We start from the raw sequence: 20,794 nt of genomic DNA, 5'->3' as shown, positions 1-20,794 counted from the left end.
CTTCTGGTTCGCCACCCGCTGGTTCGCCACCCGCTGGTTCGCCACCCGCTGGTTCGCCACCCGCTGGTTCGCCACCCGCTGGTTCGCCACCCGCCAAAACTCGCCAAGAATCTTGCGCACTCCCGCCAGCGGCAGCCGGCGAGCCCGGGGCGGCGGTGGGCGGCTCGGCGGTCAGCCTTCGTTGGGTCCGTCGACCGGGGCGAAGGTGAGTCCGTCCGCCGGGTCGACCTCGACGAGTTGACCGTCCCGCACCCGGTACGCGACGTTGTGCCGGGTCCTGGCTTGGAACTCCGCCCACTGGGCCTCGCCCCACTCGCCGAGATCCGCTGTGTCGATCTCGTCGTAGTCGGGCGACACCGCGTGCTGGACCACGTAGACGACGTTGTCTCGCACCTCCAGCCGCCACAGGTCGTCCGGCTCGTCACCCTCGGCCTCGATCACGCCGTCGACCACGTGGTCGAAGGTGAACTCCGCGAACTCGTCGGCATAGACCCGGCCGGAGACCGGTGCGGCGAGTTCCCCGGCCAGCGCGGCACCGGGCTTGAGGAAGGTGTCGACCAGGTACGCCATCCACCGCTCGGCGTGGTAGAACTTCTCCTCCTCGTCCCAGCCGAGGGTGGCGCCGTCCTCGGACGGTATCCACTGGCACCAGAGGCCCGGCTGTTCCGGCGGCGGCGTGCTGCCGTCGAGTACGTCCGGCTCGATGTCCTGCCCCGCGTAGCCGCCGCCGTCGACGAAGTAGGGCCCCCTGGCCCGGTGCATGTGCCGGACTCCGGCGAACCGGGTCAGGTAACGGATCTCGGCCGCGTTGAGCGGCGGCGAGATGCTGACCCGGCCCGTGAAGGTCGTCTCGTAACCCATGCCGGATGTTCTACCCCAGGGGTCCGACCTCCGTCTCGATCGCGGCCCGCAACTCGGGTCCGGCGACCACCGCCCGGGCCGCCTCCATCGCCGGGGCGAGGAAGATGTCCGGCCCCGGCTCGCCGACGACGTCCCGCAGCGCCGCGAGTGCCGCCCGGCCGGCCGGGGACGGGGTCAGCGGGGCCCGCAACTGCAATCCGCGTACCCCGGCGATCAGTTCCACCGCGAGCAGGCTGGACAGGTTCTCCAGCACCGTACGCAGCTTCTTGGCCGCCGCCCAGCCCATCGAGACGTGGTCCTCCTGCATGCCACTGGTCGGCAGCGAGTCGACCGAGGCGGGTGCGGCCAGCCGCCGGTTCTCCGCGACGATCCCGGCCGCGGTGTACTGCGCGATCATCAGCCCGGAGTTGACCCCGGCATCGGGGGAGAGGAACGCCGGCAACTCCCGGGACCGGGTGACGTCGAGCAGCCGGTCGACCCGGCGTTCGGCGATCGCCCCGACCTCGGCGGCGGCGATGGCCAGGAAGTCGGCGGCGAAGCCGAGCGGGGCGCCGTGGAAGTTGCCGGTCGACTCCACCCGGCCGTCCGGCAGTACGACCGGGTTGTCCACCACCGAGCGGAGTTCCCGGCCGGCGACCTGGTCGACGAAGGCGAGGGTGTCCCGGGCTGCCCCGGCGACCTGCGGCGCGCAGCGCATCGAGTACGCGTCCTGCACGGCGTGCGACAGGTCGTCCCGGTGGGAGTCCATGATGGACGAACCCTGGAGCAGTCGGTGGATGTTGGCCGCCGAGCGCGCCTGCCCGGGGTGCGGGCGGATCGCGTGCAGCTCCGGCAGGAACGGCCGCTCCGAGCCGAGCATCGCCTCGATGGCGAGTGCCGCCGTCACGTCCGCCATCGTGAACAGGTGCCCGGCGTCGGCGATCGCCAGCAGCAGCATCCCGAGCATCCCGTCGGTACCGTTGACCAGCGCCAGCCCCTCCTTGGCGGCCAGTGTCACCGGCCGCAGCCCGGCCGCGCGCAACGCGACAGCCGCGTCCTGTCGGCTGCCGTCCGGGCCGACCACCCAGCCCTCGCCGAGCAGCACCAGCGCGCAGTGCGCCAGCGGGGCCAGGTCGCCGGAGGCGCCGAGCGAGCCGTGCTCCGGTACCCACGGGGTGATCTCGGCGTTGAGCAGGTCGGCGAGCGCCTGGGCCAGATCGGGGCGTACCCCGGAGTGGCCGAGCGCGAGCGAGCGGATCCGGAGCAGCATCATCGCCCGGACCACCTCGCGGGGCATCGGGGCGCCCACCCCGGCGGCGTGCGAGCGGATCAGCGCGTGCTGCAACTCGGCCCGCCGCTCCGGTGCCACGAAGGTGTTGGCGAGCGCGCCGAACCCGGTCGAGACGCCGTACACCGGGCGGCCGGTCTGCTCGATCCGGTCGACGATCGCCCGGCTGGCCGCCATAGCGTCCAGTGTGGACGGATCGAGGGCGACGGTGGCGGTGCCCCGGGCCACCGCCAGCACGTCGGCCGGGGAGATCCCGGTGGGCTGGACGGTGACGACGGTTCGGGTCACGGTTGACATTGCGGCACTCCGTTGTGCAGGACCTGGCTGATCAGTGGAACACCGGGCCGGTAGGCCAGGTGCAGAAAAGAGGGCGCGTCGAGGATGCTCAGGTCGGCCGGTACGCCCGGCCGGAGCACTCCGGCGTCCAGGCGGCGCAGCGCCCGCGCGCCACCGGCGGTGGCCGCCCAGACCGCCTCCGCCGGGGTCATGCCCATCTCGCGGACCGCGAGCGCGACACAGAACGGCATCGACGAGGTGTACGACGACCCGGGGTTGCAGTCCGTCGCCAGCGCCACGGTCACCCCGGCGTCCAGCAGCCGCCGCGCGTCCGGGTACGGCGACCGGGTGGAGAACTCGGCGCCGGGCAGCAGCGTCGCCACCGTCTCCGACATCGCCAGCGCGTCGACGTCCAGATCGGAGAGATGGGTGCAGTGGTCGACGCTGGCCGCGCCCAGCTCCACCCCGAGCTGCACCCCCGGCCCGGGACCGAGCTGGTTGGCGTGCACCCGCACTCCGAGCCCGGCGGCCTGCCCGACGGTGAGGATCGCCCGCGCGTGGTCGGCGTCGAAGGCACCCCGCTCGCAGAAGACGTCGATCCACTTCGCGTACGGCAGCGCGGCCCGGAGCATCGGCCCGCAGACCAGTCCGACGTAGTCGTCGGGCCGGTCGGCGTACTCCGGCGGCACGACGTGGGCGCCGAGGAACGTCGTCTCGGGGGTGAACTCGGTGGCGATCCGCAGCGAGCGGGCCTCGTCGGCGACGCTGAGCCCGTACCCACTCTTGATCTCGATCGTGGTGCTGCCCTGCCGCATCGCCTCGGCGCGCAGCCGCCCGACGGTGTCGCGGAGCCGGTCGTCGTCGGCGGCCCGGGTGGCGGCGACGGTGGTCCGGATCCCACCCCCGGTGTACGGCTCGCCGGCCATCCGGGCGGCGAACTCGGCGCCCCGGTCGCCCGCGAAGACCAGGTGGGCGTGGCTGTCCACGAACCCGGGCAGCACCGCCCGGCCGTCGGCGTCGATCCGTCGGTCGGCGGCCGGGGCGTAGCGTGCCGGCCCGATCCAGGCGACCTCGCCCTCCTCGACCAGCAGCGCCGCCTTGCGGCGGATGCCGAGCGGCCCGCCCTCACCGATCCCGGTGTTGGTGACCAGCTCGCCGATGTTGTCGATCAGCAGGTTCACGCGGTCACCGTCCGGATTGCCGCGACCAGTTCGTCGGCGTTGTCGATCAGCGGGTTCACGCGGTCACCGTCCGGGTCGCTGCGGCTAGTTCGTCGGCGTTGTCGATCAGCGGGTTCACGCCGTCACCGTCCGGTTCGCCGGGGCCGGTTCGCCGGGCGTTGTCGATCGGCGGGTTCATCGCGTCACCGCCGTGATCGCCGCCGCCAGCTCGGCCGGCACGTCGAGCGTCTCGTGCCGGCCGTCCCGGACCACCGGCCGGCCGTCGACCAGCACGTCGGTCACGTCGGCGGCGCCGGCCGCGAAGAAGATCCCGACCGGCGGTGTCCCGGCGGTCCGGGCGCTGTCCAGCCGGACGGTCACCAGGTCGGCCCGACCGCCGGGCGTCAGCCGGCCGGCGTCCGGCCAGCCCAGCGCGGCATGTCCGGTGGCGGTGGCGGCGGGCAGCAGCTCGGCCGGGGTGAAGTGACCCCGGGCCAGGGTCGCCAGCCGCAGGTCCAGCTCCAGCGCCCGGGCCTCCTCGAAGAGGTCGACCACGGCGTGACTGTCGCTGCCGAGGCTGATCGGGCTGCCCTCGTCGGCCAGCTCGCGGACCGGCCCCACCCCGTCGGCCAGGTCCCGTTCGGTGGTCGGGCAGACGCAGGCGCCGGTGCCGCTGCGCCCGAGCGCCCGGACGTCCGGCCCGGTCAGGTGGGTGGCGTGCACCGCCGTGGTGGCCGGGCCGAGCACGCCGGCCTCGGCCAGCAGCGCGGTCGGGCTCTTCCCGTGGTACGCCAGACACGCCTCGTTCTCGGCCGGTTGCTCGGAGAGGTGCAGGTGCAGCGGGGCGGCCCGGTCGGCGGCCCAGCCGGCCACCTCGGCGAGTTGGTCGGCCGGTACCGCCCGGACCGAGTGGATCGCCGCGCCGAGCCGGGCGTGCGGGCCGGCCGGGGTGAACGCGGCGGCCCGCTCGGCCCAGCGTGCCGCATCGCCGTCACCGAACCGCAGTTGCGGACCGGTCAGCGGCTTGCCGTCCACGGTGGCGGTCAGATAGCAGGTGTCCAGCAGGGTGAGCCGGATTCCGGCCTGGGCGGCGGCCTCGACCAGCGCCGTACTCATCACGTTCGGGTCGGCGTACGGGGTGCCGTCCGGGGTGTGGTGCAGGTAGTGGAACTCGCCGACGCAGGTGATGCCGGCGAGCGCCATCTCGGCGTACGCGGCCCGGGCCAGGGCGAGGTAGCGCTCCGGGTCGAGGCGGTCGGCGACCGCGTACATCCCGGTGCGCCAGGCCCAGAAGTCGCCCCGGTTGCCGTGGCTGCGCCCGCGCAGAGCCCGGTGGAAGGCATGCGAGTGCGCGTTGGCCAGCCCCGGCAGGGTCAGCCCGGGCAGCCGCCGGGCGTCCGGCGGCGGCACCGGTACGCCGGGAGTGATCGTGCCGAACCGGCCGTCGGTGGTCACCTCGACCAGTACGTCGGCGTCGGGCTCGGGGCGGTCCGGCAGCCAGGCGTACTCGGCGTGGTAGCGGCCGGAGGCGGGGGCGGTCATCCGGCGGCCAGCTGGGCGAGCAGGTCGGCCAGCCGGCGTACGCCCTCGGCACAGTCGTCGTCGCCGGCCGCCTCGGCCGGGGAGTGTGAAACCCCGGTCGGGTTGCGTACGAAGAGCATCGCGGTCGGTACGTGCTCGGCCAGGATCCCCGCGTCGTGCCCGGCGGCGGTCGGCAGCACCGGTACGCCCTCGGCGAGCACCTGGCGGAATGCCTTGACCAGTCCGCCGTCGAACTCGACGAGTGGACTGAGCGACTCGCGGGTCACCTCAAGCGTCGTACCGTCCCGGGTGGCCCGGTCGGCGGCCTTGGCGCGTACCCCCTCGACCAGCGCCTCCAGGGTGCCGGTGTCGGCGGCCCGGGCGTCCAGCCAGCCGCGGACCCGGGCCGGGATCGCGTTGGTGGCGTTCGGCTCCACCTCGACCCGGCCGATCGTGGCGTGCGCGCCGCGCAGCCGGGCCTCCTTGTTCGCGGCCAGCACCGTGAACGCGTAGGTCAGCATCGGGTCGTGGCGGTCGGCCATCCGGGTCGTGCCGGCGTGGTTGGCCTCGCCCGCGAAGTCCAGCCGCCAGCGGCCGTGCGGCCAGATCCCGCTGGCCACCCCGACCGGTGCGCCGAGGTCGACCAGGGCCCGGCCCTGCTCGACGTGCAGCTCGACGAAGGCGCCGATCCGGCCCAGCAGCTCCGGCCGGGCCCCCGCCGGCCGGCCGCCCATCGCCTCGGCCAGGCTGACGCCCTGCCGGTCGGTCAGCGCCGCCGCCCGCTCCGGATCGAGCGCCCCGGTCAGCAGCCGCGAGCCGAGACAGGGTACGCCGAACCTCGAGCCCTCCTCCTCGGCGAACGCCACCACCCCGACCGGACGGCGGAACTCCCGACCCTCGGCACGGAGCGCTCGGACGGCCAGCAGGGCGCTGACGATGCCGAGCGGGCCGTCGTAGCCGCCACCGTGCGGGACGGAGTCGAAGTGGCTGCCGAGCAGGACGGCGTCGCCCCGCTCCGGCGGCGGGCCGTACCAGGCGACCAGGTTGCCGTTGCCGTCCGGCTCGACGGTGTGCGCCCCGTCGGCCTCGGCGACGCGCTGGAACCACCGCTCCAACTCGCGTACCGGCTCGGCGAAGCCGTACCGGAGGTAGCCGCCGGTGCCCGGGTCGCGGCCGATCGGGGCGATCTCCGCCCAGAGCCGGGTAAACCAGGTGTGCACGGGGATCGGATTCGGGGACAACGCGGCCCGCCTACCCTTCGGCCATCGGGATGCGCAGGTTGCCCCGGGCGGCTGCCGCGACCGCCTCCGGATAGCCGGCGTCGACGTGCCGGAGTACCCCGGTCGCCGGGTCGTTGCCGAGTACCCGCTCGATCTTCTGCCCGGCCAGCGGACTGCCGTCGGCGACGCAGACCTGTCCGGCGTGGATGGAGCGGCCGATGCCGACCCCGCCGCCGTGGTGGATGCTCACCCAGGACGCGCCGCTGGCGGTGTTGACCAGCGCGTTCAGCAGCGGCCAGTCGGCGATCGCGTCGGAGCCGTCGGCCATCGCCTCGGTCTCCCGATAGGGCGAGGCGACCGACCCGGAGTCCAGGTGGTCCCGGCCGATCACCACCGGGGCGGTCAGCTCGCCGCTCGCCACCATCTCGTTGAACCGCACCCCGGCCCGGTCCCGTTCGCCGTGGCCGAGCCAGCAGATCCGGGCCGGCAGGCCCTGGAAGGCGACCCGCTCACCGGCCAGCCGGATCCACCGGGCCAGCGACTCGTTCTCCGGGAAGAGGTCCAGTACCGCCCGGTCGGTGGCGGCGATGTCGGCCGGGTCGCCGCTCAGTGCCGCCCAGCGGAACGGCCCCTTGCCCTCGCTGAACAGCGGCCGGATGTACGCCGGCACGAAGCCGGGGAACGCGAACGCCCGGTCGTACCCGCCGAGCTGCGCCTCGCCCCGGATCGAGTTGCCGTAGTCGAAGACCTCGGCACCTCCGTCGAGGAAGCCGACCATCGCGGCGACGTGCTTCACCATGGCCGCCCGGGCCCGTTCGGTGTATTCCGCCGGCTTCACCCGGGCCAGCTCGGCGGCGTCGGCCAGCTCCACCCCGTCCGGCACGTACGACAGCGGGTCGTGCGCGCTGGTCTGGTCGGTGACGATGTCGATCTCGACGCCCCGGCGCAGCAGCTCGGGGAAGACGGTGGCGGCGTTGCCGACCACCCCGACCGAGAGTGCCCGGCGCTCCCGCTTGGCGGCGAGAGCCTGCTCGACGGCCTCGTCCAGCGAGTCGGCCACGGTGTCGAGATAGCGGGTGGCGACCCGGCGGGCCAGCCGCTCGGGGTCGACGTCGACGATCAGGCAGGCGCCGCCGTTCATGGTCACCGCGAGCGGCTGGGCCCCGCCCATCCCGCCGCAGCCGGCGGTCAGGGTCAGGGTGCCGGCCAGCGAGCCGCCGCTCGATTGCTGCCCGTCAGCGCGGCTGGCGGCGATCTTCGTCGCTACGGCGGCGAAGGTCTCGTAGGTGCCCTGGAGGATGCCCTGGGTGCCGATGTAGATCCACGAGCCGGCGGTCATCTGGCCGTACATGGTCAGGCCGAGCTGTTCGAGGCGGCGGAACTCCGGCCAGGTTGCCCAGTCGCCGACCAGGTTCGAGTTGGCGATCAGCACCCGGGGCGCCCACTCGTGGGTCCGCAGCACCCCGACCGGCCGACCCGACTGCACCAGCATGGTCTCGTCGTCGGCGAGCGAACCGAGCGTCCGGACCAGCGCGTGGTACGACGGCCAGTCCCGGGCGGCCCGGCCGGTGCCGCCGTACACGACCAGGTCGTCGGGGCGCTCGGCCACCTCCGGGTCGAGGTTGTTCATCAGCATCCGCAGCGCCGCCTCCTGCGGCCACCCGGCGGCGGTCCGGGTGGTGCCGCGGGCGGCGCGGATCGGCTCGGGCATGTCAACTCCTCCTGCGGTGGGAACGGTTCGACGGTGGTCTGCGGTGCGGCTTTGGTGGGTGCTGCGGTGCGGGACGGCTCGGACGGGTGACGTGTGCGGCGGTGCGGCATCGGCGGTGGGCTGTGTGCGGTGGGGCTGGGGCGGTGAAATGCCGGTGGCTAACCGACGAACAACTGGCGGCGGGCGGCGGACTGCTCGAACTCCTCCAGCCGGCGCTGGGCGTCGGCCGGTGCGGCGTCGCAGATCGCCTGGAGCAGCACCATCGACAGCGCCATCGGCGCGGTGTGCAGGTCGAAGACGAGTTGGGCGCCGACTGCGGCCGGCAGCACGATGTCGGCGTACTCGGCGGCCGGGCTGACCGCCGAGTCGGTGATCGCCACCACCGACATCCCGGCCGCGCGGGCGTCCCGGAGCGCCTCCAGCGCCTCCCGGGGATAGCGGGGCAGCACGATGCCGAGCAGCGCGCTCGCCCCGGCCGCCCGGGCCTGTTCCAGCCGGTCGGTGAGGAGCGTCCCGCCGGAGTCCAGCACCCGTACGTCCGGGTGCACCTTCGCCGCGAAGTACGCGAAGTATCCGGCCAGCGGGGCGGCGGCGCGCAGCCCGAGTACGACCAGCGGGCGGCTGCCGGCCAGCAGCGTACCGGCGGCGGTCACTCCGTCCCGGTCGGTGAGCTGCTCGGCGAGCCGGTCCAGGTTGTCGGCCTCGGCGCGGATCGCCCGCTGCATCTCGTTGCCGGCCGGTACCCCGAGGTCGGGCCGGCCGTGGCCGGCGGCGGCGATCTCCCGGAGCCGACGGCGCAGCGCCGGATAGCCGTCGTAGCCGAGGGCCATGGCGAACCGGGTCACCGAGGGCTGGCTGACCTTGGCCAGTTCGGCGACCTCGGCCGCGGAGAGGTAGGCGGCGGAGGCGGCGTGCTGGACCAGGCTGTGCGCGATCCGTCGCTGGGTCGGCGTCAGCCGGATGCCCTGGAACAGGTCGAGCACGCGGTCCATCGGCGGGGCCGCGATGACAGCGCTGTCATTCACAAGAAGACTGTATGCATGAAAACATTCAGAGGGCAATGGGACACCGGGAACGTGGTAGAACCTTCCGGGTGGATGGTACGAATTTCCGGCGCGCGATCGCCCGCACCCGCCTCGCCCCCGTCGCGGCGTTCCCGAAGCGGCTCATGCGGGTGGCCCGGTACGACGCGCGGGTGATCAGCGTCTCGGCCAAGTGGCTGCTCACCTCCCGCGAGCACCACAACTTCACCTACGACCTGACCAAGCTCAGCCGGGAGCACCTCGCCTGGTTCGTCAGCGTGACCTGCGACGTACCGGTCAAGCAGGTGCGGACGTACCTCACCGAGATCGAGCGGGACGAGCCGCTGCGGCAGCACATCGAGCAGGCCACCGCCGTCTCGGACCGGCGCGGCCTGGCCGACCGGCAGGTCCGGTACGCCCGCCGGATCGGCTGGTACGCGATCGTCCGGGCCACCCGACCCGCGCACGTCGTGGAGACCGGCACCGACAAGGGGCTCGGCACCTGCGTACTCGCCTCGGCCCTGCTGCGCAACGCCGTCGACGGCGAGCCGGGCCGGGTCACCTCGCTGGACATCAATCCGGAGGCCGGTTACCTGGCCAAGGCCGAGCCGTGGGCCAGCGTGGTCGACCTGGTGATCGGGGACTCGCTCGCCTCGATCAAGGCGCTGGACCGGCCGGTCGACCTCTTCCTGCACGACAGCAACCACCACACCGGGCACGAGCGCCGGGAATTCCAGGCCGTGGCGCCGAAGCTCGCCCCCGGGGCCCGGCTGCTCACCGACAACGTCACGGTGACCAACGTGCTCGCCGAACACGCCGAGAAGACCGGCCGCCGGTTCCTGGCCTACCGGGAGACCCCGGCCCAGCACTGGTACCCCGGCGACGGGATCGGCATCGCCTGGTAGCCGACCGGCTGGGGGCTTCGTCGCCGAGAACCCGGGGCCGCCGGTCGTCGACCCCGAGGCGAGCCTCGCCAGCCGTCGACGTCGCTTCGCCCGGTTCCGGCCGCGAGCGGTGTACCACCAAGCTGCGACGGACTGGCCGGGGCGACGGTCTGGTGCGCCGTCGCCCCGGCCACCCTGGCCCGACCGGTGGCAGAAGGCATCGGACCGGGCCGTGTCCGGAGCGGGTGTCGGGGTCAGCGGAGCCGGGCGGCGGTCCAGCGGGCGATGTAGGTGAGCAGGTCCGAGTCCACCGGCTGGCGCAGCAGCCGGGGATAGGAGCGCAGCGACGGGCGACCCGGATCGCGCCGCAGTAGGTGGGTCAGGTCGGCGATCCGGCGTACTTCGGCGCCGCCGGGGACCAGCCGCTCGACCCTCGCCAGATCGTCGGGGTCGACCTGGAGGTCCTTCTCGCCGGTGATCGCCAGCACCGGTGCCTGGACGTGGGCCAGGTCCACGCTCGGGTCGTAGGCGAGTTGTTCCCGCCACCATCGGGCGTTGATCCGGGTACCGCCGATCCGGGCGACATCCGTCGTGCTGGCCTCCAGCCTGGACAGTTGCCGGGCGGCGATCCGCCGGAGGATGGGCAGGAGCGCACGGGCGGGCCGGGGGAGGGTACCGGCGAGCGTGGCCGCCTGCCAGTAGAGGGCCTGCCGGCCCGGCCGGGCATAGCCGGCGATCAGTACGACCGCCGCCGGTCGCTCGTGCGCGCCGAGCCACGCCGCATGCACCGCGCCCTCGCTGTGCCCCACCACGCCGGTGGCCGCAGCCCGGATCTCCGGGCGTGCGCGCAGCGCCCGCAGTGCGGCGGCGGCGTCGGCGCGGTTGTCGAGAAAGCCGACCGCCCGCCAGTCACCCGGGGTCGCTTCGACGCCGCGCCGGTCGTAGCGCAGCGAGGCCACCCCGTGTCGGGCCAACTCCTCGGCCAGGGGGCGGCCAAGCGACATCCGCAGCCGACCGGCGTTGGAGTCGCGGTCCAGCCGTCCGGAGCCGGGCAGGAAGAGCATCGCCGGGTGTGGGCCGGGACCGGCGGGCAGGGTAAGCGTGCCGGCCAGGGCGATGCCGTCGTCGGCCGGCGCGGCCATCTCGACCTCCCGCACGCCGTCTCCGATCGCCGGCGAGGGTTCCGCGACCACGTCTGTCCGATCCATCCCGCACCTCCATTATTCTCATCTGTGAGAAAGGTATCACGTCGGTAATAATGTCGCCATGGCACACCTGGACCTGCTGATCCACCCCGTCCGACTGCGCATCCTCCAAGCGCTGCTGGACGGGCGGCCCAGCACCACGACCCAGTTGCGGAACCGACTGCCCGACATCCCGCCCGCGACGATGTACCGGCACGTCGCGGCGCTCACCGCCGCCGGCGTACTGGAGGTCCTGGGCGAGAAACGGGTGCGGGGCGCGGTGGAACGGACCTACCGGTTGCAGTGGGACCGCACCGAACTCGATCCGACCGAGCGCGCCGCCATGAGCGTCGACGACCACCGACGCGCCTTCACCGCGTTCACCGGCGGACTGCTGGCGGACTTCGACCGCTACCTGACGCGCGAATCGGCCGATCCCGACACCGACGGCGTGACCTACCGGCAGGCCGCACTCTGGCTGACCGACGCGGAGCTGGCCGAACTGGTCGCCGAACTGCGCTCGGCGATCACGGCTCGGACGAAGAACGACCCCGGCCAGGACCGCACCCGACGGATGATCAGTGTGGTCGTCATACCTACCGAGAACTGACGGCCCCCTACCGAGAACTGACGGCCCGGCAGCTTGCCAGGCCCTCGCGGGTGCCTCGACGCCAGCCGCGTCACCGTAGGACGCCAGCCAGTCGACAGTGTTCTGGTCGTCCGAACCGCTGTGGCAGGGTGAACGCCATGCGGCTGGTCTCCCTGCACACGTACCCGGTCAAGGGCTGCTACCGGCTCGACCTCGACGCCGCCCGAGTCGAGCCGTGGGGCCTGGCCGGCGACCGGCGCTGGATGATCGTCGGCGACGACGGGGTCGGCGTCACCCAGCGCCAGGTGGCCGGTCTGGTGGCCATCCGGCCGGAACTCCGCCCCGGCGGTCTGCTGCTGCGCGCCGCCGGCTGGCCCGCGCTGGAGGTCACCGAGCCGACCGACGGCGAGCCGATCGTGGTACGCGTCTTCTCGAACCTGCCCGCCGCGCCGGCCCGGCGGGCGGATCCGGCCGCCGACGACTGGCTCTCCCGGCTGCTCGACCGCAAGGTCCGGCTGGTCTGGCTCGGCGACCCGACGGTGCGCCCGATCCCGGACACCGACCTGGTCGACCCGGCCGACCGGGTCAGCTTCGCCGACGGCTACCCGCTGCTGCTGGCCAACCGCGCGTCACTGGACGCGCTGAACTCCTCGCTGCTGGAATCCGGTGAAATCGAGCCGCTGCCGATGACCCGGTTCCGCCCCAACGTGGTGGTCGGCGGCGCCGGCCTGTGGGCCGAGGACGACTGGACCGGCCGCCGGCTCCGGATCGGCCCGGTGACGTTCCGGGTGGCCAAGCCCTGCGGCCGGTGCCTGGTCACCACCACCGACCAGGAGACCGGGGTACGCGGCCGCGAACCGCTGCGCACCCTGGCCAAGTACCGCCGGATCAACCGGCAGTTGGTCTTCGGCCAGAACCTGGTACCGGTGATCGACCCGACCGCTCCGGCCGGCACGCTCGCCGTCGGCGACCCGGTGGAACTGCTCGACTGAACTGGTCCGCTTCCGCCCGGTCCTCTTTTGTCCGGCGGCAACGGGGTGCAGGGCGGGGCGGACGGCCCGGCGGCCGGTGCAGATCTTGCGAAAGCCGGGACGGCTACGGCAACATGCCCCGGGTGACCGAGGCGGAACTTCCCGAAAGTACGGACGGCGGCGTTCCGGCGGCTGCCCTGGAGTCCGGCGCTGACCCGGGCAAGGGCGGTGGGTCGTCGCGGCGGCGTCCGTCCCGGCGCTGGCTGGCCGGCGGGTTCGCGGCGGTACTCGCCGCCGTCCTCGGGCTGGTGCTCGCCTGGCAGTTCTCCGAGCCGGCCGCCTGCGCCGCCGCCCTGGCCGCACCCCCGCTGGACCGGGCCGCGCCGCCGGTCGGTTCGACCGTCTACAAGGGAAAGGCGTCGCACTATGACGGGGGCAGTTCGGGCGGCAACTGCTCGTTGCCCGGCCCGCCGGCCAACCGGCTCTACGTCGCGCTCGGCTCCAGCCAGTACGCCGGCTCGGCCGCCTGCGGCAGCTTCCTCGACGTCACCGGTCCGGTGGGTACCGTCCGGGTGATGGTGCTGGACCGCTGCGCGGGCTGCACGAACAACAAGATCGACCTGTCCAGGCAGGCGTTCGCGAAGATCGCCGACCTGTCACAGGGCATCGTCCCGGTGCGCTACCGGGCGGCCGTCGACCCGCCGCTGGCTGGCCCGCTCACCTTCCGGCTGAAGAGCGGCGTGTCGCAGTACTGGTTCGCGGTGCAGGTGGGCGCCCACGGCAACCCGGTGAAGTCGGTGGCGGCGAAGCGCGCCGGTTCGAGTTGGCGGGCGGCGAAGCGCGGCTCGGACAACTACTGGGTGATCGACGGCGGGATCGGCCCGGGGCCGTACTCGATCCGGGTGGTCGACGTCTACGGCAACGAGGCGGTCGCCACCGGAATCCGGCTGGCGCCCCGACAGGTGCAGCGCAGCACGGTACGGATGTACGACCCGGCGACTGCCGCCGCGCCGACCCCCTCGGCCTCGCCCGCCCCCGGCACCAGCGCCACTCCCGCCCCGACCGCCTCCCCGACGCCCGCCCCGGGTACGCCGACCGGGGTGGATCCGTCCGGAGAGCCGGTGGCCGGCGCGGCCGGCGGCCCGGCACCGGTCGGCTGCGGCTGACCGCTGAACCGTTTTCCACCTGAACCGCGTGGCGCCCCCAGGCACGGTGTCCGACCCTGCGGTCGGCGAGACCGCCAAGGGGAGGTGGGAAAAGGTTCACTGATCCGGTGCCGCACAGTCAGGTCAGCGGCAGCCACATCTGGATCTCGTCACGATCGTCGCCCGGCCCGACCCGGAGCGCCCCGGGCAGCCGGCCGACCTCTCGGTAGCCGAGCCGCCGGTAGAACTCCTCCACGCCCCGGCCGTCCCGGACGGTCAGGTGCAGCGCCTCCCAGCCCGCCTCCCGGGCCACCTGCTCGGCCTCGCGCAGCAGGGCCTGGCCGTAGCCGTACCCCTGGCGGTCGGGGTGCACCATCACCCGCTTCAGTACGCACCAGTGCGTCTTGAGGTGGAACCGGTTGTCGGTGAGGAAGAGCAACGCGATCAACTCGTCGCCCTGGTAGCCGACGAGCAGTTGGTCCGGCCCCTCGTACGCCGCCCCGAGGGTGGCCAGCGCGAACGGCCGTATGTCGTCCTCGGTGACCTGGCCGACGAACCCGACCGCGCCACCGGCGTTGGTCACCACCGTCCACAGTCCGACGATCTCGTCGCGCAACTCGGGGGTCAACGGCGGATCGAGTACGAAGCGGATGCCCACGCGAGCCATCCTCGCCCGCCCGCCGGAAAGCCCCGTCGGCCCGCGCGCCGAGCGTGACGGCGCTAACAGCCCGCCGCGCGGGGTGTCGACGTAGTGGCGGCCGGCGTCGGTCGTCGGGCGTCAGCCGTCAGGGCTCCGCTGACCGGCCCGGCCGTCAGTGCGGGAGAGGGGAGTCGAACCCCTACGCCCGAAGGCACAGGAACCTAAATCCTGCGTGGCTGCCATTACACCACTCCCGCTCGCGCTCCAGAGTCTAGACCGCTGGCGGGCTCAGTCGAGGCCGAGGTCCCGCCGGAGTTTGGCGACGTGCCCGGTGGCCTTGACGTTGTAGAGCGCCCGCTCGATCCGGCCCTCCTCGTCGATCACGAAGGTCGACCGGATCACCCCGGTGATCGTCCGCCCGTACGACTGCTTCTCGCCGTACGCCCCGTACGCGACGAGTGTCGCCTTGTCCGGGTCGGAGACCAGCGGGAAGGTGATGGCGTCCCGGTCCCGGAACTTCGCCAGCGCGGCGGGGGAGTCCGGCGAGATGCCCACCACCTCGTAGCCGGCGGCCTGGAGCGAGGCGAGCGAGTCCCGGAAGTCACAGGCCTGCTTCGTGCAGCCCGGTGTCATCGCCTTCGGATAGGCGTAGAGCACCACCTTCCGGCCACGCAGTTCCTTGAGCGAGAGCGTCTCTCCGGCGTCGGTGAGCAGCGCGAAGTCGGGCGCGGCGTCTCCGGGGGCGAGGCGGATCGGCGAGGTCATGACCACGACCCTATCGCCAGGTGGACCGGAGATTGCGGTTGGTCTACAGCTCTTGCAAACTCTTGGCAATAACGATGCTCGGCTCCTAGGCTGAGCCGGCCGGCGGGGCGGATCCCGCGCCGGCATTTTCGGGAGGTGGCGTGGACAACCTGGCAATGCACATCTCGAACGGGATCATCAACGGTCCCGTGGCGGCGGCGTTCGGGGCGTTGGCCCTGGCAGCGCTCGCGCTGTGCGTGTTCCGCGGTCGGCAGGACCTGGACGACCGGCTCGCCCCGATGGCCGGGCTGGTCGCCGCGTTCATCTTCGCCGTCCAGATGCTCAACTTCCCGATCTTCACCGGCGCGGTCAGCGGCCACCTGCTCGGCGGGGCACTCGCCGCGGTCCTGGTCGGACCCTGGGTCGGGGCGCTCTGTGTCGCGGTGGTGCTGATCGTGCAGTCGCTGATCTTCGGTGACGGCGGGGTGGCGATGCTCGGCCTCAACATCACCAACATGGCGCTGCTCGGTGTCGCGGTCGCGTACCTGCTGGTCGCGCTCCTGCTGCGCATCCTGCCCCGTACGGTGACCGGGCTGGCCGCCACCGCGTTCGTCGCCTCGGTACTCAGCGTGCTGGTCGCCTCGCAGGGCTTCGTCCTCCAGTACTGGCTCGGCGGCACCACCGACGTCGGCAGCAGCCTCGGCGGGCTGGCCGGCACGATGGCCGGGGTGCACCTGCTGATCGGGGTCGGCGAGGGTCTGATCACCGCGAGCACCGTGGTCACCGTGGCGAAGGTCCGGCCCGACCTGGTCTACGCGCTGCGCTCGCTGCGTCCGCTCCCGACCGCCCACCAACTGCCGGTGACCGGAGGTGCCCGATGACGACCGGAGGAACCCGGATCTCGAAGCGCTCCGGCGCGTTCGTCCTCGGCGGCCTACTGGTCGCGCTGCTCCTCGCCGGAGTGGTCAGCAACTTCGCCTCGGCGCACCCGGACGGCCTGGACTCGTCGCTGCGCGAGGGTTGCACCTTCGACGCCGACGACAACATCACCGGTGGAAGCTGCCCGGCACAGCAGGCCAAGGACCACGAGTTGGCCGACTCGCCGCTGGCCGACTACGGGATCCGGGGCGTCGACAACGCGTTCCTCTCCACCGGGCTCTCCGGGGTGCTCGGCGTGCTGATCACCTTCGCCGTCGGCGGCGGCCTGTTCTGGCTGACCCGCCGCCGCCCGATCCCCGGCTCGGCCCAAGCCCCCGGTTCGGCGGAAGCGGCCGGCTCGGCGGAGGCCGTCGGGACCAGGGTCGGACCGGCGCGGACCGACGGCAGTGGCCCGGGTACGCCCGCGCCGCGCGGCGGCGACGCGTCGACCGCGACGTCGGCCGGTCGGACCGGTAGCGACGGCACCGAGTAGGAGCGTCGGAGATGGGAGCCGGGCACGCGCACGTGCTCTACCGGGACCGGACGTCGGCGGTGCACCGGCTGCCCCCCGAGGTCAAGATCGCGGCGATGGTGGTCTTCACCCTCGCCGTGGTCGCGACCCCCCGGGACGCGTTCTGGGCGTTCGGTGGCTACCTGCTGCTGGTGCTGCTGGTGGCGGCGGTCTCCCGGGTCGGGCTGGCCTGGCTGGCCAGCCGGTCGCTGATCGAGCTGCCGTTCGTGGTCTTCGCGTTCGCGCTGCCGTTCCTCGGCACCGGCGAGCGGGTGAGCTGGCTGGGGCTGGAACTCTCCGTCGACGGGCTCTACGGCGGCTGGAACATCCTGGCCAAGGGCACCCTCGGGGTGCTGGCCTCGCTGCTGCTCGCCGGTACCACCACCATGCGGGACCTGATCCTCGGGCTGGACCGGCTGCACTGCCCGCAGATCCTCACCCAGATCGCCACCTTCATGCTGCGCTACCTCGACGTACTCGTCGGCGAGGCGCGGCGGATGCGGGTCGCCCGGATCTCCCGGGGCGACGATCCCCGCTTCCTGTGGCAGTTGCGCGGCTTCGCCGCCGGGGTGGGCGCGCTCTTCCTGCGCGCCTACGAGCGGGGCGAGCGGGTCTATCTGGCGATGGTCTCCCGGGGCTACCAGGGGCGGATGCCGGGGGCCTGGCTGGCCACGGGTGCGGCCACCACCCGGCACTGGCTGGTGGCCGCGACGGTGCCGCTCGCCGCGACCGGCATCGCCGCCGCCGCGGTCGTGCTGGGATGATCGGGTACGTGCACACCGCTCCCGCCGCCGACGCCCCGTCCCTGGACGTACGCGGCGTGCAGTTCAGCTATCCCGACGGGCAGGTCGCGCTGCGCGGCGTCGACCTGACCGTGCCGCGCGGCGAGCGGGTCGCCCTGCTCGGCCCGAACGGCGCAGGCAAGACCACCCTGGTACTGCACCTGAACGGGATCCTCGCCGGTGGTGCCGGCACGGTCACCGTCGGCGGGCTGACCGTGGACCGGGACCGGGCCACCCTGGCCGAGATCCGCCGCCGGGTCGGCATCGTCTTCCAGGACCCCGACGACCAGTTGTTCCTGCCCACCGTCGCCGAGGACGTGGCGTTCGGCCCGGCAAACCTCGGCCTGCGCGGCACCGAACTGGCCGAGCGGGTGGCCGAGGCGCTGGACGCGGTGGGGATGGCCGAGCACCGGGACCGGGCGCCCCAGCACCTCTCCTTCGGGCAGCGTCGCCGGGTGGCGGTGGCGACCGTACTGGCCATGCGGCCGGAGATCCTCGTCCTGGACGAGCCCTCCTCCAACCTCGACCCGGCCGCCCGCCGCGAACTGGCCGGGATCCTGCGCGGGCTCCCGGTGACCCTGCTGATGGTCACCCACGACCTGCCGTACGCGCTGGAACTCTGTGACCGGTCGGTGATCCTGGACACCGGTCGGATCGTCGCGGACGGGGCGACCGCCGAGATCCTCGCCGACGCCGACCTGCTCGCCCGGCACCGCCTGGAGCTGCCGTACGGCTTCGACCCGGCGATGGCCGCCCGGCAGCTCACCGCCAACGGCTGAGTCGCCCAACCCGCCGGCTGGCTACCCCGTCGACGGCCGAGCCCCGTCAACCGCTCTGCCTCTTGACGGCCGAAGCCCGTCAACCGCTGTTGGCCGGTTGACGGCTGAACCCGTCAATCGTCAACTGTCAACCGCTGACCGCTGGCTCGTCGGTGCGCGGTCCGTCGGTGGTGGGGTCGGGTTCGTCCGACGGCAGGGCCACCGACCAGCGGCGGGCCGTCCGTCGACGTGCGTCGGTGCCGGCCGGTCCGGTGTCGGACGACCGGCCGGTGGCGCGCAGCCGCAGTATCCCGGCCACGGCCAGCCCACCGCCGACCGCGATCACCACCGCGACCAGGACCCGGGCCCACTCCGGCGGCCACGGTACCGGGACCACCGAGCGCAGGAAGACGGCCGCGTTGGTCACCCCGGTGAAGAGCGCCAGGCAGGTACCGGCCAGCGCCAGCGCGAAGTCGCCGGCCGCTCGGCGGGTCAGCGCGTACGCCCCGGCGGCCAGCGCGGCGGCGCCGGTCAGGGTCGGCCAGAGCTGCCCCGTGACGAGTCCGAGCAGCATGCCGCCGAGCCCGGCGTCGGCGCCCCGGGCCAGCGCGAAGCAGAGCGCCGCCACCCCGCCGACGATCGCGAGCATGCCCAGCGCGACGGTGGCCCGGTGGCCCGGTCGGGAGTTCCGGGGCAGCACCCCCAGTGCCCCGACGGCCAGCGCACCGAGCAGGCTGACGCACCACCAGGGCAGCGGGTCGGGCGGTGGCAGCCAGTCCAGCGTGCCGCGTAGCTCCAGCGGGCGTAGCCCGTCGCGCAGTGGCACCACCCAGTCGCGGACCCGGTGCGGCCGGTCCGGGCTGGCGGCGACCTCGGGCGGCGGCGCCGCCTCCAGCCAGCGGCTGCGCTGGTCGTGCCAGCGGGCCACCGGCTCGGTGTCGACCCGTCGCCAGGACGGCGGCCGGGTCGGGTCGGCCCCGGCCGGCAGCGCGGTGTCCCCGGCGAGGGTCCGGTTCAGGTACGTCGCCGGGGAGGCGGTGTTCTCGTAGACGCCGTCGGGGCGGATCTCCAGGTACGGCTCCCCGGCGTAGCCGAGCACCTCGACCGTACGACCGGTCCGGTTCTCCAGTTCGAGCCGGGCCCCGCCCTCCACCACCCGTACCCGCAGCCCCGGCAGCGCCGGAGTGACCCCGGTGACCTCGGTGCGGTAGTTGGTGCCGTCCGGGGTGTCCCCGGCGTGCGCGGCGGCCGGCGCTGCGGTCGAGAGCATCCCGACCAGGCCCACGACCAGCACAGACCCGACCCGCCGCAGCAGTCCGTTCTGACCGCTGACGCGGCTCACCCGCCGGCCGCCGCCACCGCCGCGGTGATCGCTTCGGCGCTGGGCTGCACCTGCTTGCCGGCGACGAGCACGGTCGGCGTGCCGGTCACCCCCGCCCGGGCCGCCTCGTCGGTCACGTGCTCGGTCCACTTCTTGAAGGTATTCTCCCGGACGCAGTTGCGGAAACTGTCCCCGGCCAGCCCGATGCTGGTGGCGGCCTCGACGAGCTGGTCGTCGCTGAGCCCGGCGCTGCCCTCCGGCGGCTGCCGGTCGAAGAGCGCCTTCGCGTACTCCCGGAACTTGCCGCTCTGCGCCGCGCATCCGGAGGCGGCGGACGACCGGGTCGAGTACTCGGTGCTGGAGAAGCGGTTGAGGAACGCCACCGGGTGGTAGGTGACCCGTACCTTGCCCTGCGCGACGAGCTGGTCGAGGGTACCGCCGGCCTGCTGCTCGAAGGTGCGGCAGATCGGGCAGATGAAGTCCTCGTACACGTCGATGTTGATCGGGCCGGAGCCGAGCACGATGCCGGTGCCCTCCGGGTTGGAGCCACCCGGCGGGGTGAAGTCGCCGGCGTCCTGGCTGGCCGAGACGCCCCAGCCGATCAAACCGGCGATGACCAGCACGATGACCGCGCCGACCGAGGTCCACAGGGTGCGCTTGCGGCGCCGCTCCCGGGCCATCTGCTCGCGTACGACCCGGGCGGGCCGGCGCTGTCCCTTGCGGTTCCGGTCACTCATCGTCGCTCTCCTCCTCGCGGGTGTCCCGACCCAACGCCGCGTCCACCGAGACCGGGGTACGCGGCCAGACCAGCAGGAAGCCGGCGAGCACCAGGAAGCCCACGTCACGGAGCAGCTCCGTCCCGTACGTCGGGTCCTGGCCGGCGGCGAGGTCGCCACCGCTGCCGAAGCACCCGCAGTCGATGGAGAGGCCACGCGCCCAGGCCGAGGCGATCCCGGCGATGAAGATCACCAGGAGCGCCGCGGAGATCCCGGCGGCGAGCCGGGTGGCGAGCCCGACCAGCAGGATCAGCCCGAGGGCCAGCTCCACGAACGGCAGCGCCGCGCCGATCACCACCGCCAGGTCGTACGGGAAGATCTTGTACGCGCTGACCGCCCGGCCGGAGGCGGCGAGGTCACCGACCTTGGACCCGCCGGCGGCCAGCCACACGGCGGCGAGGCCCAGTCGGGCGGCCGTGCCGAGCCACGGGCGGGCGGCCCGCCAGCGGCGGTGGCCCGGCGCCGGGGTGCTTGCTGTGGTCCGCTCAGTCACAGTCATTAGTCGTCTTGCTCGGTGGCAGGGTTTCCGGTGT

Annotated in this window: 22 protein-coding genes and 1 tRNA gene; 8 read left to right on the top strand and 15 right to left on the bottom strand. The window is 73.4% G+C overall.

The features are described 5' to 3' along the window. Positions 1–171: 171 nt before the first annotated feature. From Pma05_RS19080 to Pma05_RS19050, 8 genes are all read right to left on the bottom strand, one after another. The gene (locus tag Pma05_RS19080) at positions 172–861 is read right to left on the bottom strand and encodes a hypothetical protein (RefSeq protein ID WP_203858795.1); all 690 of its coding nucleotides are present in this window, start codon (positions 859–861) and stop codon (positions 172–174) included. 10 nt (positions 862–871) lie between these two features. Beyond that, entirely contained in the window at positions 872–2,425 is a 1,554-nt protein-coding gene (hutH, locus tag Pma05_RS19075; RefSeq protein WP_203858794.1) for a histidine ammonia-lyase, read from the bottom strand. Continuing rightward, positions 2,413–3,585 carry an imidazolonepropionase gene (hutI, locus tag Pma05_RS19070; protein ID WP_203858793.1) on the bottom strand — a complete coding sequence of 391 codons (1,173 nt, stop codon included), beginning with the start codon at positions 3,583–3,585 and terminating at the stop codon, positions 2,413–2,415. Before hutI ends, hutH begins: the two co-directional genes overlap by 13 nt. Positions 3,586–3,640: 55 nt before the next feature. Continuing rightward, positions 3,641–3,763 (bottom strand): hypothetical protein, encoded by a 123-nt coding sequence (locus Pma05_RS43500; RefSeq protein ID WP_275414711.1) that lies wholly within the window; start codon positions 3,761–3,763, stop codon positions 3,641–3,643. Further along, entirely contained in the window at positions 3,760–5,106 is a 1,347-nt protein-coding gene (locus Pma05_RS19065) for a formimidoylglutamate deiminase (protein ID WP_203858792.1), read from the bottom strand. Before Pma05_RS19065 ends, Pma05_RS43500 begins: the two co-directional genes overlap by 4 nt. Further along, the gene (locus Pma05_RS19060) at positions 5,103–6,311 is read right to left on the bottom strand and encodes an allantoate amidohydrolase (RefSeq protein WP_372441503.1); all 1,209 of its coding nucleotides are present in this window, start codon (positions 6,309–6,311) and stop codon (positions 5,103–5,105) included. The genes Pma05_RS19065 and Pma05_RS19060 overlap by 4 nt, the downstream gene beginning before the upstream one ends. A 25-nt stretch (positions 6,312–6,336) precedes the next feature. After that, entirely contained in the window at positions 6,337–8,016 is a 1,680-nt protein-coding gene (gene hutU / locus Pma05_RS19055) for a urocanate hydratase (RefSeq protein ID WP_203858790.1), read from the bottom strand. 158 nt (positions 8,017–8,174) lie between these two features. Further along, a complete protein-coding gene (locus Pma05_RS19050) occupies positions 8,175–9,041 on the bottom strand; it encodes a MurR/RpiR family transcriptional regulator (RefSeq protein WP_203858789.1) in 867 nt (288 codons plus the stop codon). Positions 9,042–9,109: 68 nt separating this feature from the next. Between Pma05_RS19050 and Pma05_RS19045 the strand changes: the two genes are divergently transcribed. Beyond that, positions 9,110–9,943, top strand: a complete 834-nt coding sequence (locus Pma05_RS19045; RefSeq protein ID WP_203858788.1) for a class I SAM-dependent methyltransferase — start codon at positions 9,110–9,112, stop codon at positions 9,941–9,943. A 233-nt stretch (positions 9,944–10,176) separates the two neighbouring features. On the opposite strand, the gene Pma05_RS19040 is transcribed toward Pma05_RS19045, so the two are convergent. Further along, a complete protein-coding gene (locus tag Pma05_RS19040; protein ID WP_239312629.1) occupies positions 10,177–11,130 on the bottom strand; it encodes an alpha/beta hydrolase family protein in 954 nt (317 codons plus the stop codon). Positions 11,131–11,188: 58 nt separating this feature from the next. On the opposite strand from Pma05_RS19040, the gene Pma05_RS19035 reads away from it, so the two are divergent. The 3 genes from Pma05_RS19035 (at position 11,189) to Pma05_RS19025 (ending at position 13,832) form a co-directional block, all read left to right on the top strand. Next, positions 11,189–11,716 (top strand): helix-turn-helix domain-containing protein, encoded by a 528-nt coding sequence (locus Pma05_RS19035; protein ID WP_203858787.1) that lies wholly within the window; start codon positions 11,189–11,191, stop codon positions 11,714–11,716. Positions 11,717–11,853: 137 nt separating this feature from the next. Beyond that, entirely contained in the window at positions 11,854–12,687 is an 834-nt protein-coding gene (locus Pma05_RS19030) for an MOSC domain-containing protein (RefSeq protein ID WP_203858786.1), read from the top strand. A gap of 122 nt (positions 12,688–12,809) precedes the next feature. Next, complete coding sequence (locus Pma05_RS19025) at positions 12,810–13,832, top strand: expansin EXLX1 family cellulose-binding protein (protein ID WP_239312627.1); 1,023 nt, start codon at positions 12,810–12,812, stop codon at positions 13,830–13,832. 118 nt (positions 13,833–13,950) lie between these two features. On the opposite strand, the gene Pma05_RS19020 is transcribed toward Pma05_RS19025, so the two are convergent. From Pma05_RS19020 to bcp, 3 genes are all read right to left on the bottom strand, one after another. Next, a complete protein-coding gene (locus tag Pma05_RS19020; RefSeq protein ID WP_203858784.1) occupies positions 13,951–14,469 on the bottom strand; it encodes a GNAT family N-acetyltransferase in 519 nt (172 codons plus the stop codon). Between the two features lie 158 nt (positions 14,470–14,627). Beyond that, positions 14,628–14,708, bottom strand: a tRNA-Leu gene (locus tag Pma05_RS19015). Between the two features lie 31 nt (positions 14,709–14,739). Beyond that, complete coding sequence (gene bcp, locus Pma05_RS19010) at positions 14,740–15,216, bottom strand: thioredoxin-dependent thiol peroxidase (protein WP_203858783.1); 477 nt, start codon at positions 15,214–15,216, stop codon at positions 14,740–14,742. 140 nt (positions 15,217–15,356) lie between these two features. On the opposite strand from bcp, the gene Pma05_RS19005 reads away from it, so the two are divergent. Genes Pma05_RS19005 through Pma05_RS18990 form a run of 4 tightly spaced genes read left to right on the top strand, consistent with a single transcriptional unit; the run spans position 15,357 to position 18,185 of the window. Next, a complete protein-coding gene (locus Pma05_RS19005) occupies positions 15,357–16,076 on the top strand; it encodes an energy-coupling factor ABC transporter permease (RefSeq protein ID WP_203858782.1) in 720 nt (239 codons plus the stop codon). A 17-nt stretch (positions 16,077–16,093) separates the two neighbouring features. Then, positions 16,094–16,606: a PDGLE domain-containing protein gene (locus tag Pma05_RS44025; RefSeq protein WP_203858799.1), complete on the top strand. Its 513-nt coding sequence runs from the start codon at positions 16,094–16,096 to the stop codon at positions 16,604–16,606. Positions 16,607–16,617: 11 nt separating this feature from the next. Further along, complete coding sequence (cbiQ, locus tag Pma05_RS18995) at positions 16,618–17,388, top strand: cobalt ECF transporter T component CbiQ (protein WP_203858781.1); 771 nt, start codon at positions 16,618–16,620, stop codon at positions 17,386–17,388. Continuing rightward, positions 17,385–18,185, top strand: coding sequence for an energy-coupling factor ABC transporter ATP-binding protein (locus Pma05_RS18990; protein WP_203858780.1), 801 nt, complete (start codon positions 17,385–17,387; stop codon positions 18,183–18,185). The genes cbiQ and Pma05_RS18990 overlap by 4 nt, the downstream gene beginning before the upstream one ends. 127 nt (positions 18,186–18,312) lie before the next feature. Here Pma05_RS18990 and Pma05_RS18985 read toward each other — a convergent pair whose 3' ends face one another. The 3 genes from Pma05_RS18985 to Pma05_RS18975 are packed head-to-tail and all read right to left on the bottom strand — an operon-like array spanning position 18,313 to position 20,760. Then, positions 18,313–19,506 (bottom strand): hypothetical protein, encoded by a 1,194-nt coding sequence (locus Pma05_RS18985; protein WP_239312625.1) that lies wholly within the window; start codon positions 19,504–19,506, stop codon positions 18,313–18,315. Next, positions 19,503–20,222 (bottom strand): DsbA family protein, encoded by a 720-nt coding sequence (locus tag Pma05_RS18980; protein ID WP_203858779.1) that lies wholly within the window; start codon positions 20,220–20,222, stop codon positions 19,503–19,505. Before Pma05_RS18980 ends, Pma05_RS18985 begins: the two co-directional genes overlap by 4 nt. Next, the gene (locus Pma05_RS18975) at positions 20,215–20,760 is read right to left on the bottom strand and encodes a MauE/DoxX family redox-associated membrane protein (protein WP_203858778.1); all 546 of its coding nucleotides are present in this window, start codon (positions 20,758–20,760) and stop codon (positions 20,215–20,217) included. The genes Pma05_RS18980 and Pma05_RS18975 overlap by 8 nt, the downstream gene beginning before the upstream one ends. Between the last annotated feature and the right edge of the window lie 34 nt (positions 20,761–20,794).

This window comes from Plantactinospora mayteni (assembly GCF_016862935.1).
Lineage (GTDB): Bacteria > Actinomycetota > Actinomycetes > Mycobacteriales > Micromonosporaceae > Plantactinospora > Plantactinospora mayteni.
This window is presented reverse-complemented; position numbering and strand designations above follow the sequence as displayed.

Excerpts from the sequence above, each read along its gene's own strand:
- Pma05_RS19080 (WP_203858795.1), bottom strand. The coding sequence starts at position 861 with ATGGGTTACGAGACGACCTTCACGGGCCGGGTCAGCATCTCGCCGCCG.
- hutH (WP_203858794.1), bottom strand. The coding sequence starts at position 2,425 with ATGTCAACCGTGACCCGAACCGTCGTCACCGTCCAGCCCACCGGGATC.
- Pma05_RS43500 (WP_275414711.1), bottom strand. The coding sequence starts at position 3,763 with ATGAACCCGCCGATCGACAACGCCCGGCGAACCGGCCCCGGCGAACCG.
- Pma05_RS19065 (WP_203858792.1), bottom strand. The coding sequence starts at position 5,106 with ATGACCGCCCCCGCCTCCGGCCGCTACCACGCCGAGTACGCCTGGCTG.
- hutU (WP_203858790.1), bottom strand. The coding sequence starts at position 8,016 with ATGCCCGAGCCGATCCGCGCCGCCCGCGGCACCACCCGGACCGCCGCC.
- Pma05_RS19040 (WP_239312629.1), bottom strand. The coding sequence starts at position 11,130 with ATGGATCGGACAGACGTGGTCGCGGAACCCTCGCCGGCGATCGGAGAC.
- Pma05_RS19035 (WP_203858787.1), top strand. The coding sequence starts at position 11,189 with ATGGCACACCTGGACCTGCTGATCCACCCCGTCCGACTGCGCATCCTC.
- Pma05_RS19030 (WP_203858786.1), top strand. The coding sequence starts at position 11,854 with ATGCGGCTGGTCTCCCTGCACACGTACCCGGTCAAGGGCTGCTACCGG.
- bcp (WP_203858783.1), bottom strand. The coding sequence starts at position 15,216 with ATGACCTCGCCGATCCGCCTCGCCCCCGGAGACGCCGCGCCCGACTTC.
- cbiQ (WP_203858781.1), top strand. The coding sequence starts at position 16,618 with ATGGGAGCCGGGCACGCGCACGTGCTCTACCGGGACCGGACGTCGGCG.
- Pma05_RS18990 (WP_203858780.1), top strand. The coding sequence starts at position 17,385 with ATGATCGGGTACGTGCACACCGCTCCCGCCGCCGACGCCCCGTCCCTG.
- Pma05_RS18980 (WP_203858779.1), bottom strand. The coding sequence starts at position 20,222 with ATGAGTGACCGGAACCGCAAGGGACAGCGCCGGCCCGCCCGGGTCGTA.
- Pma05_RS18975 (WP_203858778.1), bottom strand. The coding sequence starts at position 20,760 with ATGACTGTGACTGAGCGGACCACAGCAAGCACCCCGGCGCCGGGCCAC.